Consider the following 14623-nt stretch of genomic DNA (forward strand, 5'->3'; position numbering starts at 1 on the left):
AACTCTAAAATATCGCCTAAGCAAACTCAAAAACATAACCTTTTTTCCTCTATTTTTGTCAACCATAAGGAGATATTTTCAACCATGGGTATTGACGTTCATACCTATAATGGATATATCAATAATTGACATGAAAATATTATTAGTTTCCGTAATTTTATTTATATTTAATTATTTAAAATAATGGATAATAATGCAACACTTTAACTTCTAATAAATATTAATAAAAAATAAAATGCAAAAATTATCTTTACTAAACAAAGAATTTGCTATCTGCGATCTTCCTTTTATCTTGCTGGATGAAAATTTTTATTCCTCTATTCGAAGAGAAGTAAATCCTGAAAGGCTACGTTATCTTTCCGAAGCATCCCGGAATTTAAAGCTTCCTTCTTTGTTTGGTAAATTCTCATGTGATGCTGACTATTTATCAACAGTAGATTTATTCATAAAGGCAACAGAGGAAACTCGGAATAGAGGGATGTTTCTTCTTAAAAAACTTCTGCCTTATTTTCCGAACTTTGATACCTTCTTAGATGTCGGCCCAGGAAATGGTAAGATCACAAGTTGGATCGGAAGAAAATTTAAGGAAGTAACTCTCATAGATCCAGTACCGCAAGTTTTAGAGAATATACAGCCAAAATCTTATCCAAGTTCCACTGTTCTAAAAAAAATCTGTCGGCCTTTTCTAGAAACTATTCTTCCTAAAAACTATTTTGATTTCATCCTATTATCCCATGTAATTTATCATTTCCCACAAGAGAAATGGATAAATGCTATAGAAAGCGCTATGTATGCCTTAAAACCTGAGGGAACATTAGCAGTTGTCATCAATAGTGGACTGGATAGAGAGAAGTTGGGAAATAATTTTAATGGGAAAACTCACTCTATAGAAAGTTTTATCCATCAACTCAGCAGAACCAATAAAAAAGTAGAGGTTTTTCTATCCAAAGAGTCATTTTATGCTAAAGACTTAACTACGATGCTTCATATCTGTGGTCTGCATCTGCATGATACTAATGGCAAAGCTCCCAAGGAAGAGTTAGAAAAATATATAGAAAGTAATTTTTCCTTAGGAAATAACAGCTATAAGATGGAAATATATCAATATTTTATAGTTATAAAGAATGAGCTTACTAAAAATAGTTACTAGTAAGATTAGAGATAAAGCGGCAGAAGAGAGTTATCCCTACTTTGTATATGCCCTATTTCAAACAATCAGCAATCCTATATATTATCTGCTTTGGTATTGCTTTGACAATACCACCTACGAAAGCTTTACGGTTAGGCTAATTATCAACATTTTATGCATCCCTTTATTATTTCACAGATATTGGTCGGCTAAGTTCTTAGACCTTCTGCCTTATTATTGGTATATTACTATACTTTACTCCTTACCTTTCTTCTTTACATTCATGCTCTTAAAAAATAATTTTTCTTATGAATGGTCTTTAAACTCTTTAACTGGCTTTGTCTTATGTATTATTTTTATAGATATATCTTCCCTATTAGTCCTTTTACCCATCGGCGTAGGCTTAGGAATACTGTGTTATGATTTCACCACCAGTCAGCCTTTTTATCCCTTAGACCGTATTCAACCTGTGCTAATAACATATAGTTCTATAATAATATTTGGTAAACTGTTCCTTACGAGGAATAGCATTATCCAAAAAGAAAAACAGCAGTCCCTTAGGATGCAAGCAGCTGCTATTGCTCATGAGATGCGCACCCCCTTATCGGCGGTAAATCTCATGGCCAAAGCGTTAAAATTATATCTACCTTCCCTTATAAAAGCTCAGAGACTTACCCAGGACAAAGATAAAGAGGTACAGTTTATTAACCCTAAAAAATTAGAATATCTTGAAGAAATACCAACTGAATTGGAAGGAGTCACCAAAAATACTTTTGCGGTTATCGATACTCTTCTTATAAATCTTCAAGAAGTACCGAAAAAGATTACTGCTGAAAAATGCTTCATTGCGGACTGTGTCAAGTCTGCGCTTACTGCCTATGCACTGACAGAGCAAGAACAAGAGCTGATCTCTCTTGAAATTATTGAGAACTTTGAACTTGAAGCAAATTTACAACTTCTTCAGCATGTCTTTTTTAATCTTCTCAAGAACTCGCTTCACTATGTTAAGGCAGCCGGGAAAGGAAAGATTTATATCTGGACTGAGACAGGCGAGAAAGTAAATGAGCTCCATTTTAAAGATACGGGCCAAGGTATTTCTCCAACAATTTTGCCTTATATCTTTGATCAGTTCTATAGCCGTACTGACCATGGGACCGGTGTTGGCTTGGCTTTCTGTAAAATGGTGATGCGCAGACTAGGGGGAGATATTACCTGCCACTCAATCGAGGGTGAATTTAGCCACTTTATTTTAAGTTTCCCCCGTGTAAAAAGATAAGTGCCCTCTATATTCCTCACCAAAGCTGCCTTCTCGCACTACAAAGCTAGAAGGCTAATAGATCAAAGTTTAAGGATAACAGGGCTAAAAATGATAAAGTTTGCAAAATCTTGCACGCCACCCCCTTAATGCGTTGATATCTATCAACAAGCCTCACTCCAAAGGATCCTTTAATATACCCTAGTTTAATTGCTACCTTTAGCTTGCTGCGCTTCTTTGATTGCTAGTTTAGAGGCTGTATCCTGAAGCATAACAAGGGTAACAGTGCGCGCTTTTGCCTTATCCATACGGGCAAGGATTAAGGCCGCCTTTTTAGGCTTCATAAATTTAATAATCTGGCTTAAAGCGGTCAATTCAAGTTTATCAAGAATCTCAGCGGCTTGTTCTGGTTTCATGCCTTCGTAAATCTTGACCATTTGCTCTAGATTCAGTTTTTCTTGCTGCGTTAAGCTGCCTTTAACCTCATTAATATTCTTCTGAACTTCTTCAAGCTGCTTAATTTGATCACTCAGTTTATTTTCGGCAACCTTCACCATCTCTTGCTGTTTTACCAGCTCGGCGCGGTCATCAGCAATAGTCGGATCACCTTCTTTTTTGGACATCGCTTTTAAGATTTTCACCTGATTTTCATTCAAATTCAAAGGATCAAACTCTTTGCTTTGATCGTTTGAATCTTTAGGCCTATCTTGAGGGCTCGGCGTACCATCCTTTTTCTTTGCAGATTCACTATTTTTAGCGGCTTCCTCGACCTTGCTGGCAGCTGCCGACTCAGAGACCGCCGCATTGGCGGGCGAGACTAAAGTTATCTGATTTAAATCAATATGTTTGCCTCGGTTTACAAGGTCCTCAAATCTATTCAAGACGCACAGGCCCGCAACAAGGATCACCATGATTATCAGGTCTGGGCGCCACGTTAAAAGCCTTAATACTATCTTGATAAGTTCATATTGCATTCATACGTCCTTTAGATGCGATTTTCTTCAGGGTTTTAGTCGAGAAAAATGATTCGATGGTTGGCTTTTTCTTAATCCCTGGTTCCTCTAAGGTTTCCTCTTCCAAGGGCGCTTCCAACTTGTCCTCTTGCGCGGCCCTTAGTTTCGGAGGTGGTACTGTTTGGCTTGATAAGTCCCGAGGACTTGCTTTGGGCATATCTTCGCTAAGGGTCTTATTTAAGACTGCAAATTCCTGCAGGCGTCCTTGTGAAACCAGCGTTTCTAAGTGATCGGCTAATTCATTAGCGCGGCCGACCAAGAAATCTAAATCATTCTTGACCATAAGGGCGGGTGGGATTCTAGAACTAATAATGTGATCAACTTCCTTAGAAACTTTTTTCAATTCATTAATCTGAGCTTGGGTATCAATCAATGTCTTGGCATAATCCTTCATCATCGGTAGCATCTCAGAATGCAAGGATTTAAAATTTGTCAGGGATTGGGATAGGCGTGCAGAGTGAATGATAACACCAACCAACAGCCCAATCATAATTATATCAACAAGTATTGGCATTTACATCTCCTCATGACTTATAATATGGTCAATTTTGACGGCAATATTGCCCGATTTAGTTCCAACCGCCCCCCTAAATAAAGGGATATCCCCACAGACAACTTTGACCAAGGAGCTGGGGGTAGCATTAAGCTGAATTTGACTTCCGACCTTCCAGCTCATAACTGAAGATAAATCCATCATAATTTCATCCAGGATCGCACTTACTTCTAAGTCTGTATGCAATAACTCGCGGATTAAGTGGCTTTCCCAAATTGAGTCCCGTCCAAACTTTTCTCCCATGAAATTCTGCAATAACAATTCACGGATGGGCTCAAGGGTCGCATACGGGATTAAAAGCTCAATGCACCCCCCGCGCGATTCCAGCTGAATGCCTAACCGCACCATCACAGCCACGTTGGTCGGGCGGGTAATAGAAGCAAACTTTGGATTAGTTTCCATGCGATCAAAGCGAAAGGTAATCGGGCAAATGGGGTCAAAGGCAGCACTTAAATCCGAAAGGAACACCATCACCATTCGTTCAATTAAATTCATCTCAATGGTGGTAAAATGGCGATTATCAAAGCGCATAGGAGCATTACCCCGCCTGCCGCCTAATAGCACATCAATCATGGTGTAAATGAGATCTGTATCTATCAGAACAATTCCATGGTTATCCCATTCTTCGGCTAGAAAGACGTTAACCATGGCTGGAATAGGAATACTATTTAAATAGTCGCCAAAGCGGATTGAAGAAATAGATTCTAATGATATCTCAACATTTTCACCACTAAAGTTACGCATCGTCGTTGTCATCAATCGTACCAAGCGGTCGAAGACCACTTCAAGCATGGGCAACCGCTCATAATAAACAGCACTACTGGTAACAAGGGACGATACCCCTTGCTGTACATTAGAAGCTTGATTTAATGACTCAGCGGTATCCTCTTCGTCAAACTGCCCTTGCACTTCATCAGCAGTAAAGTTTGAACTACTGCCCCCTTGAGCTTCATCAGAAGAATTAATCGGTGAGTTATCATCCTGGTCAATCATGGCATTGCCTCTGCGATTACTGGATCAAAAATGGGCCGAAAAGAATATCTGAAACTTTTTCTGGCGCAACAATATTATTTATTCGGGTTAACAGTTCACTTCTTACGCGCTGCAAACCCGCTGATCCGGCTAAATCTTCCACATCTAACCCTCTTAAATAATCTTGGAATTGATCAACAATAATGGGTTTTAATTTTTCCACCTTTTTACCGACTTCTTCATTAGGGGACTGAACAATAAATGTAACTTTTAAGAAACTGGATTTACCATTGGCGTTACGCAGATTTAACAAGATTTCAGGCAGCGTTGTAAAAGCGACCTTAGTAATGTCTAAAGATTGGGAGGTCTCTTCAGCTTTCTTCTCCTCTTTTGCTTCAGAGGTATGGCCAAGCATACGCCCGCCGAGCGGCGTAAAAAATATGACAGCTGCAGCAATAGCTAATAGAGCTGCAACCGCAATTATAATGATCTTCTTTTTACTGCCTTCTTCACCAGGTGCTGCCGCTTCGCTATTTGGATTTTTCTCTGACATTTTATCCTCAACAGTAATCGCTCTCTTTACCATTAGGATAAAACTTATTTTACTAAAATTTTATTAACTTAATTTCTGACTATCACTTTATTAACGAGAGAGTTTTAGGCGCAACCTCAGGCTTTTCCCATCCAATCTGGTCAAAAGCTTGGCAACTAGGGCAGAATATTGACCAAGAATTTTGATGAGTGTGACAATTTTGGCACATCCATTCCCCTTCATTGGTTGCTTGAACAGCCAGTTGTAAGTACTCCTTGATCTTAACTTCATTATGAGGATGTTCAGCCATTTCAAGATCTGCGAGCAAGCTGTAGACTTCTTTGGTGAGCTTCTCTTTTAAAATGGTGATATGCAGACGCGCCTGCCCCCACAACTTTGCCGCAATAGCTAAATGAGCCAGAATTAAATGTGAAATGCGATGATTGGCCGCTTTAGAAAGAATTTCTTCGACATGGCGGTATTGATCTAAAGCTGATTCAGAGGCAAAAACTGCTCGAAATACAGGCAAATAATCGATATGCGGTAGGTGCTCGTATCCGCGCTCAAGAGTTTTAATAGCCTTGGCTAAATGATTATGGGCCAGATAATATTGGGCTAATTCTAAGGTCACTGTTGTCAGTTTAGGCTCTAATTTCAAGGTTTGTTGAGCATAGCTTTCAAATTTACTCTGATCGCCCTTACGTTGCTCTTGTTGAGCTTGCAGCCATGTCACCAACGCGTGATAACGATTTGCTTGATGCTTATCAATATGTCCGTTTATGCGGAGCTGATCCACAACGGTAGTGGCTTTATCAAATTCCAATTGTTTAAGATTATAATCTAGTAACTCCCTCAAAACCCATACTGAGTTAGGCCGATCTTTTAAAGCTTCAATCAATAAAAGGCGAATGTCTTGAAAACGATTTTGTTTCTTACGCAACATAACCAGACCTCTTAAACCTAAGAATCTAGTTGCGGAGCCATTAGATAACTTACTAAATTTGTTCTCAGCTTTATCCAGCTCTCCTGCCATAAAAAGAGCTTGGGCTTCGAATATATCTTGGAAAAGACTGCTATTATCCAAATTCTTAGATTTAGCCACCATATCGATAGCCAGATCTATCTCTCCGGCAGCCATCGCTGTATAGGATTCTAACAAATATTCCTTTGCCCGCTGTTGGCGACGTTGCTGCAGTTGGCGTTTAAGATCGCAGGGAATTCTCTTAACCCAAGAAAAAAATTTAAAAGCATAAAAAGCTAAAATTAAAACAGCAACAGCCCCGGCAGCAAGGGCGCCTGTTTTAATATCAACCACATAATCAATAAATCGTAGCTGCGTCTCGCCTTGGCCGGGTACATAGTAAGCCACAGCAATTAATATGCCTGCAAAGATCAGCTTAAAAAGTAGAAATAATAGTCCTAGCCATGCCCGTTTCATTTGTGTTCCTCCTCAGCTTTTGCTGATCCCTGTTCCATATGGTCCCGGATAATTTGCAATGCGTTCTTAGTCTGAGAGCAGTCCTTTATCCATGCAGCCCATGCCGAAGGTAACACCATTCCTTTAAAGGCACTTAGGAAGCTGAAATCGCCTGTTTTCAATGCTTTGGCCGCATCCTCCTTTAAGGAGGTTGCCTCAGTACGACGTATTTTTAAGCCTATAAAATCCATCGCTTTGCGCGACAAAGAATCTTTGACTTGCACATTAGTTTCTCGTTTCAAATCAGGTAAGAGCTGTAATTGGTCCAACAGATCACGCACTGATAAAACTGAAGCCGGTAATTGCTGCTTCTCAGATAATTGTTTATTAACACTGATAATTGCTTCTGGTTTTACCGATCCCTTTAAAAAGTCCTCATAAAGGGCTTTGAAAGTGACTTCAGCTACTGGTACCGCCCCAGACTGAGGCTCATGGCGCTCAGTCGCAATTGATGACGCTGGCGTAGAAGAGGATGAGGAATGCTCTGAAGTATAGGTCGTAAAGGCTTCTTGTAAGCTTGCTAATCTTTCATTTAGCTTTTCATTTTCCTCCTTTAACGTCGGCACTTGCTGCAAGCGGTCTTTAAGGGTATTAATATCTTGCATGAGACTTTGAAGCTGAGTCTGGACGATTTCTATAGTCGCTTCCTGAGCCGGCTTTGGCCATAAAGCTACGGTAAGGACTGAAACCGCACCCACTATAATTGTTGCTAAAAGGAGTTGCTTCACAAATGATCCGTGCTTCATCGAATAATCTCCTGGTCGCTTATAATATTCAGTAATCCGATCTGCCGATAAGCCAGGGACGACAATAACTTCTTTCCAATGCAACTGCCGCAAACATCGGGCAATTGCTTCACTATGTGCTAAAGCCGTAATCTTAGGTATCTCGTCTGCCCATTCGCTTTTCTTTGCTATTTCTACAAACACTTCTGCCGTTCGCAAAGAGAAAAACGGGACCTGGTGGATCAAACCTGCTCTCATAATCTTCTCAGCTTCTGGTGTTAAGCTGTGGGCCGCGTCAACTTCATAAATTACAATCTTATCCGCCTTATAACCAAGCTTAGTTAAGGCATCGGCTAGATCCACATAAACAACTGAGCCACAAATATGGGCAAAATGGGAAGAATCTTTAGGGCATTCTTTAACAATGTGCTCTAGAATTTCATGAGCTGACCGATTTACTTGGAAAATGGTTTCAAATCCTGCAGCCTTTGCCGCGGCTGCTGTAGCCTCTCCTACACACCACACCGGAGTTGACGTCATTGATTTAATATTCGCAACCATTTCAAATACCCGAGCTGAGGTCACGATAAGGTCGGTAACACCTTTGGGTAATTTAACTTGCTTTAAAGTTTGTTTAACTATTAATAGCGGTGAAGAGATAACGGGCACAATAAGCTTTTTCGCTAACTCTTGACAATCTTCTTGAGGGCGGGTCAGGAGAACATATGTCATGCGAGAAGACTCCTTGCTACTTGGGTTGCCAGTTCATAGGGATCGTCGCCTTCAGCTAAGGCGGTACGTATACGGCCCTCATTCTCGAGGACCGATTGTAAGGCTAGCCTACCATTGTTTAGTGGATATGCATAGACGCCAATAGGGGTATGACATGTTCCCTTGATATGGGCTAACACCGCCTTTTCTGCGGTTATACATGACCAGGTGGCCGCATGATTTATCTGCTGCAGAATCGCATTAATATTATGGTCATCCACACGGCTTTCAAGGGCAATTACGCCTTGCCCCGCCGCAGGCACCATTAAGTTTGTCTCAAAGTAAGCCTTAATTTGCGACTCCAGACCGAGTCGTTTTAGTCCAGCAGCGGCCAATATAATGCCATCCAGCCCCATCTCTTTCATTTTCTGCAGCCGTGTTTGGACATTACCGCGCAGCGGGATCGTTACTACGGTTGGCAGTCGATATCGTAACTGTGCAATTCGCCGCGGCGCACACGTACCAATCAGCGCATTGGGGGGCAAGGCATCATAATGGGGGTGGGTTAACGATAGGAAACAATCCCGGGGATCGTCGCGTTCTAAAACAGCAGTCAGTTGCAAGCCGGCCGGAAAGTGCCATTCCATATCTTTAAGAGAATGGACCGCCACATCGATTTTTCCTTCCAGAAGGGCTTGCTGCAGCTCTTTGGCAAACAATCCCTTGCCGCCGATGTCATAAAGGGGTTTATCAAGAATCTGGTCACCAGTGGTGCTAATAATGATGGTTTCCATCACTTTAACACCTGCTTTCGCCAATTCTCGCTTGACTATTTCTGTCTGTTTGAGTGCAAGAGGACTTCCTCGAGTCCCTAAACGTATACGGTCCATTGAACTCTAAAATTTAAGACATATATGGGCGATGCTATCATGGATAGCTAGGAATGGCTATGGCTTTTTAATGCAGTAAGGGATAGGACAGAGAGATAAACCAAGCCACATAACAAAATAATGGTTGGACCGGATGGCCAATTAAACTGAAAGGAAAGGATTAACCCCAAATAACTACAGCTTGCTGCAATGATCACTGCCCGTAGCGCCGTCGACCACACTTGCGTGGAGATGAGGCGCGCCGTAATAGCGGGCAGCATCATAATCCCTAACGCCATTAAGGTTCCCAAAGCTTGACAGGCACCGACTAAATTAATTACCACTAAAATCATGAAAATAGCATGAAATTTTCCTTCTTTTGATCCTAATAATTTAACAAACGTCGGATCAAAGCATTCATAGACCAAAGGACGGTAAATCACGGCAAGGGTTATAAGAGAAAACGTCGTCACCCCAACGATATATATCATTGTAGGATGATCCACCGCCAAAACACTCCCAAATAAGAAGTGGGTTAAGTTCATATTGCCACCTTTAACGGAAAGAATTAATATGCCTAAAGCTAAAGCAATTAAGTAAAATCCTGTAAAGCTGGCATCTTCATGCAATATGGTCCTGCGAGTAACCAAACCACTGGCTGCTGCCACTAATAAACCGGCAGCAATTCCGCCTAAACTTAACCCTGGCAGCCATAAACCTGTAATCAAATATCCTACCGCAATGCCGGGCAAGATCGCATGCGAGAGGGCATCTCCTAGTAGGCTCATGCGGCGTAACACCAGCAGCACACCGATGGGACCACAACTAAATGAAATCGCCATACACGCCAGTAAAGCACGGCGCATAAAAACGTATTCCATAAAAGGGGCTATAAAAATATCATACATTAAATGCTGCCATTGTTAAGTTTTCAGGAGTTAGAACGTGCTCTGTCTGTCCATAAGCAATTAATGAGCGCGCTACAAGAGCGGCTAAAGGAAACATTTTGCGCACAAGACTAATGTCATGCAAAACCGCAATAATTGTTCTCCCTTGAGCATGCCATTGATGCACGAGGGAAATTAAATCATTTACGGTCGGTTGATCAATACCAGTAAAAGGTTCATCAAGCAGAATAAGCTTGGCATCTTGAGCCATAACACGGCCAAAAAACAATCTTTGAAGCTGCCCACCACTTAACTGTGAAATCGATCTTTTTGCAAATCCCTTCAATCCTACTTTATCCAAGATATCGAGAAGCTCTTCACGCTCTTGAGGGCCCAACCTATAACATCCTCCTGTTTTTGGCCATAACCCCATGGCAATTACATCTTCAACTTTCAAAGGAAAAGTTCGATCGATCTCAGTGCGCTGAGCCAGATAAGCAATATCTTGAGGGCGAAGATTTTGGCGCCTTACTGATCCTTGGGTAGGGTCAAATAGGCCAGCTAAAAGCTTCATTAAGGTACTTTTACCGCCACCATTAGGTCCCACGATCGCGATCATATCTTTGGGGTAAATTGTCAGATGACAAGAGGTTAAGGCTTGAATAGCACCGTAATGATGATCATTTATAGCAACGTTAATAAGGGCAGACAAGGCTTTATCCTAATGCCACAACCCCAGCCCATAAACCAAATAGGGGCAAGGATACAATTATGAGGCGTTCAATAACACTAGAAAATAATGGATTTCTCATCTTATGGCTCCTTTTATAATTAAGAATTATTCTTAATTAAGCAAAAAGTCAAGGAAAAGCCTTCGTTAAGCAACTGCGACATGATGTCAAAGGGCCTAGTAAAAGACCTTTACCATTTAAAACCTAAAAGGAAATTAGAGGTTCCTTATCACTAATTTCTCTTATCCAGCAGCCCAGGCAACCTTAGGCTTGGATATTAAAAATCCCCCAAGCGGGGGACAATAAAAACCAGAGCAGTACCTCTACCTGAGCGCTCAGAACGGCAACTTCATTCCTGGAATATTCAAGCCACCGGTAACCTTGCTCATCTCATCAGCCATCTGGGTCTCAAGTTTAGCTTTAGCATCATTAAATGCGGCCACAATCAAATCTTCAAGCACCTCAACTTCAGCTGGATCAACCAAAGAGGGATCTATTTTTAGAGCGCGCATCTCGCTTTTACCATTAATTGTAACTTGGACTAACCCAGCCCCTGCTGCGCCGGTAATCTCTGTTTGCTCCATCTTCTGTTGCATTTCAGCCATTTTCTGCTGCATCTGCTGAGCTTGTTTCATTAACTGTCCAATATTTTTCATTCTCTAATATACTCCTAATGAATAGATTCTTGTCGTTCAACTTTTGCTGAAATGCCGGGAAACTGTGCCATCATTTCTAAGATAATCGGATGAGCGAGAGCGGCTTGCTCCATTTGCAAAGCATGCTGGCGGTTTTGGTCCACAATTGTGGCCGCTCCCCCCTCTTTCACCACTTGGACGTCCCAATTTTGACCGGTTTTATCGGTTAGCAATGTCTGTAACTGCGTTGGCAACGAGGTGGACGCTCGCTCTCCTAGCCGTAAAACAATTTTACCCGGATTAAATGAAACTAAATGAATATCTTGCATCAAGCTACTATACAAAAGCGGTTCGCGGGACTGAGCAACAATTTTTAGCACCTCTTGAAAGCTTTCTGGCATGGCGGAGATAGACGGCACTGGAACGGCTACGGCTGCCGCCGCAGGTTGAGACGGTGTAGATGCAGCACCGGTAGAGCCAGAAGCGACCCGAGAGGGTAACATTCCCCCACCAGAGGAGCCACCGGAGGTTAGTTTTAGTAAATCCTCCGCCGACGGCAGGTCACTTAAATAAGCCAAGCGGATTAAGACCATTTCGACGGCTTGATTGGGTAAAGGTGATCGTAGAACTTCTTCATAACCTTTGGAAAGCACTTGCCAAGCGCGCATCAAGATCGGCATAGAGAGTTTGCTGGCTAATTCTCCACCTTGGCGCCGATCAGAGTCAGGCCAGGTAACATCCGTTAACAAGGATGAATTAACTTTAAGACTGGTGACCCAATAAATTAAATCTAACAGATCGTGTAACAAAACTGTCGGTTCACTACCTCGGGCATATAAATCGCGAACTTCAGTAATAACTTCCGCAATTTTCCCCTCCATCAACAGATTAAGAAGGGTAAACATACGACCGCGATCCACAACACCCAACATATCACGTACAATTGCGGTGGTCACTTGCCCTTGTGACAAAGAAATCGCTTGATCGAGGAGGGACAATCCATCCCGAGCAGAGCCATCGGCGGCCCGAACTAATAAGGCAAGAGCTTCATCTTCTATGGTGGCTTGCTCTTTGCTGCAGATTTGTTTGAAGTAATCGCATAAAACTTGAGGGTTAATCCGCGCCAGATCAAATTTCATACATCGAGATAGCACCGTTTCCGGGATTTTCTTAAGCTCCGTCGTGGCAAAGATAAACTTGACATGGGGCGGCGGCTCTTCCAGCGTCTTCAGCAGGGCATTAAAAGCACTCTTTGATAACATATGGACTTCATCAATGATAAAGATTTTATAGCGGCCATTGACAGCTTTATATCGTGCCGATTCTGTCACTTCCCGGATATCATCGACGCCGGTGCGGCTGGCCGCATCCATTTCAATAACATCCAGATGGCGATCTTCCGTTACAGAAACACAGGAAGTGCACACCCCACACGGGTTAGCCGTTGGACCGCCTTGCCCATCGGGTCCTTGACAATTTAAGGCCTTAGCCAGAATACGGGCGGTTGTGGTCTTGCCCACGCCTCGGATTCCATGCAGAACAAAGGCATGCGGCAATCGATTGGTTTCGATCGCTTGGGTTAAAGTTTTGACCAGCAACTCTTGACCGACCATTTCACCCATGGTCTGAGGTCGATATTTTCTGGCTAGAACACGATAATTTTGAGGAGTCTCTGACATAAATAACCTTTGAATTAGGCCCTGACTAAACAGAATCAATGAGTCTGGTAAACAGCTCAATGGTGGAAGGTTAACATGACCCAAACGTGGATCCTACGATGGCTGCTGCCTTCCGGCTCTGACCAGGTTAGCAGGGTGTTTGCCCATGCAACCTTCCAGTTAGCACTATAGCAAAGTTAAGCTTCCTTGTCTTGTCTTTTAAAGGCGGGATTTTTTCTTTTAGAAAGAAGGCTAAGATAAAGGAACTGAAAGACACCAAGATCACTAAAGATAACGCAGCTTGATAATCTTGCACACCGTAGATGGGCAAGCCAACATCATTAATCTGGCCATCCCATAACCATTTTAAAACCACCCCGACAAGCTGCTGGATAAAAGCAGCCCCGATGGTGACCACAAAGTTTAAAAACCCTGTCACTGTGGCCGCGACACTGATATCATTTTCTTGACACGCCTTTGAAAAGCACAAAATTTCGGTCCCAACTAATACCCCAAGCGTAATTAAAAGGACAGAAATCGTCATCGGTGACAAGGTGGGCATAAACACCAGCGTGGCCATCAACGTCGTCACCAACGCCGCGGAAATTCCGATGAGAAGACGCGGGCCCTTTAAAAGATTACTAGCGAGTGCAATAAAAATTACTCCCCCACAGGTTCCCAAATAAGATAAGGATAAAATGCTGGCGGCCGTTTCTTTGGAGAATCCATATTTAAGAGTCAAAAAGGAAACGCCCCACAAATCAGCAAAAACGGATATGGGCAAATACATCCCTAAGGCAGTTAAGGCATACATCCAGGCAAACCGGCTCATCAATACATCCTTAATCTGCTGAACAATTTTTTGGCGATCGACAATCTGAGCGGTGATTCGACTCCGATCTTTTAAAAGGAGAATGTTAAGAATAAAGGCGGCCACTCCCAGCCAAGTTAAATAACTTAAGCTATCCCGCCACCCCACGGCCTGAGTTAATCGGGCAAGGGGAGCATACCCGAGCATTGCCCCTAAAGTTCCCATTAAAACAGTAAGCGCTAGCCACAGGGCTTTTTGGGAAACAGGAAACCATTCGCTGGCAATCTTGCTGACACAAACAAATCCGGCGGCACTGCCGGTACCAATTAAGGCACGTCCAATAAACGCAACAGTCAGGTTTTCTGTCCAAGCCACAGCGGCAACCCCGACAATACAAGCTGCCAACGAGTATAGAATCATTTTACGGGCGCCAAACAAATCCGCCACAATACCGACCGGAAGCTGGGCCAAAGCATAGAAAAATGTGGTAATAGCAACTAAATAACCAAGAGATTGAGCATCTAAGTTGAAGGCTAACATTAAATCGTCAACCATAACTCCCGGGGAAACGCGCAAAATATACTGATAGAGATAATAAATGACTGCCGCAAACCACACACCAAGGCCGCGTCTCGAAATAGAAGACATAGGATTTATTCTTATCT

At 42.4% G+C, this 14623-nt stretch carries 13 protein-coding genes, 1 other RNA gene and 1 pseudogene; 2 read left to right on the top strand and 13 right to left on the bottom strand.

Going from position 1 to position 14623, the window contains the following annotated elements; genetic code table 11:
• Positions 1-235 precede the first annotated feature (235 nt).
• Together HMO_RS0105630 and HMO_RS0105635 are read left to right on the top strand one after the other, a co-directional pair.
• Complete coding sequence (locus HMO_RS0105630) at positions 236-1150, top strand: class I SAM-dependent methyltransferase (protein WP_010299853.1); 915 nt, start codon at positions 236-238, stop codon at positions 1148-1150.
• Entirely contained in the window at positions 1125-2405 is a 1281-nt protein-coding gene (locus HMO_RS0105635) for a sensor histidine kinase (RefSeq protein WP_010299855.1), read from the top strand. Before HMO_RS0105630 ends, HMO_RS0105635 begins: the two co-directional genes overlap by 26 nt.
• Before the next feature lie 185 nt (positions 2406-2590).
• Here HMO_RS0105635 and HMO_RS0105645 read toward each other — a convergent pair whose 3' ends face one another.
• The 13 genes and pseudogenes from HMO_RS0105645 to HMO_RS17635 all read right to left on the bottom strand — a co-directional run.
• Positions 2591-3358 (bottom strand): MotE family protein, encoded by a 768-nt coding sequence (locus tag HMO_RS0105645; protein WP_010299859.1) that lies wholly within the window; start codon positions 3356-3358, stop codon positions 2591-2593.
• Positions 3348-3911 carry a DUF6468 domain-containing protein gene (locus HMO_RS0105650; RefSeq protein ID WP_010299861.1) on the bottom strand — a complete coding sequence of 188 codons (564 nt, stop codon included), beginning with the start codon at positions 3909-3911 and terminating at the stop codon, positions 3348-3350. The genes HMO_RS0105645 and HMO_RS0105650 overlap by 11 nt, the downstream gene beginning before the upstream one ends.
• Positions 3912-4943, bottom strand: a complete 1032-nt coding sequence (gene fliM / locus HMO_RS0105655) for a flagellar motor switch protein FliM (RefSeq protein WP_010299864.1) — start codon at positions 4941-4943, stop codon at positions 3912-3914.
• Between the two features lie 16 nt (positions 4944-4959).
• A complete protein-coding gene (locus tag HMO_RS15510; RefSeq protein WP_083821248.1) occupies positions 4960-5508 on the bottom strand; it encodes a flagellar basal body-associated FliL family protein in 549 nt (182 codons plus the stop codon).
• Positions 5509-5557: 49 nt separating this feature from the next.
• Positions 5558-6892 carry a heme biosynthesis protein HemY gene (locus HMO_RS0105665; protein ID WP_010299869.1) on the bottom strand — a complete coding sequence of 445 codons (1335 nt, stop codon included), beginning with the start codon at positions 6890-6892 and terminating at the stop codon, positions 5558-5560.
• Complete coding sequence (locus tag HMO_RS0105670; protein WP_010299871.1) at positions 6889-8388, bottom strand: uroporphyrinogen-III synthase; 1500 nt, start codon at positions 8386-8388, stop codon at positions 6889-6891. Before HMO_RS0105670 ends, HMO_RS0105665 begins: the two co-directional genes overlap by 4 nt.
• Complete coding sequence (gene hemC, locus HMO_RS0105675) at positions 8385-9257, bottom strand: hydroxymethylbilane synthase (RefSeq protein ID WP_010299873.1); 873 nt, start codon at positions 9255-9257, stop codon at positions 8385-8387. Before hemC ends, HMO_RS0105670 begins: the two co-directional genes overlap by 4 nt.
• Positions 9258-9304: 47 nt before the next feature.
• The gene (locus tag HMO_RS0105680; RefSeq protein ID WP_010299876.1) at positions 9305-10144 is read right to left on the bottom strand and encodes a metal ABC transporter permease; all 840 of its coding nucleotides are present in this window, start codon (positions 10142-10144) and stop codon (positions 9305-9307) included.
• A complete protein-coding gene (locus HMO_RS13930; protein WP_010299878.1) occupies positions 10137-10835 on the bottom strand; it encodes a metal ABC transporter ATP-binding protein in 699 nt (232 codons plus the stop codon). Before HMO_RS13930 ends, HMO_RS0105680 begins: the two co-directional genes overlap by 8 nt.
• Positions 10836-11189: 354 nt before the next feature.
• On the bottom strand, positions 11190-11510 hold the full coding sequence (locus HMO_RS0105690) for a YbaB/EbfC family nucleoid-associated protein (protein WP_010299884.1): 321 nt from the start codon (positions 11508-11510) through the stop codon (positions 11190-11192).
• A gap of 14 nt (positions 11511-11524) precedes the next feature.
• Positions 11525-13168 carry a DNA polymerase III subunit gamma/tau gene (locus HMO_RS0105695; RefSeq protein ID WP_010299888.1) on the bottom strand — a complete coding sequence of 548 codons (1644 nt, stop codon included), beginning with the start codon at positions 13166-13168 and terminating at the stop codon, positions 11525-11527.
• Between the two features lie 60 nt (positions 13169-13228).
• Positions 13229-13326: signal recognition particle sRNA small type (gene ffs / locus HMO_RS16095), an RNA gene on the bottom strand.
• Between the two features lie 275 nt (positions 13327-13601).
• Positions 13602-14606, bottom strand: a pseudogene (locus HMO_RS17635) (MFS transporter); the annotation flags it as partial.
• Between the last annotated feature and the right edge of the window lie 17 nt (positions 14607-14623).

This window comes from Candidatus Odyssella thessalonicensis L13, assembly GCF_000190415.1.
Lineage (GTDB): Bacteria > Pseudomonadota > Alphaproteobacteria > Paracaedibacterales > Paracaedibacteraceae > Paracaedibacter > Paracaedibacter thessalonicensis.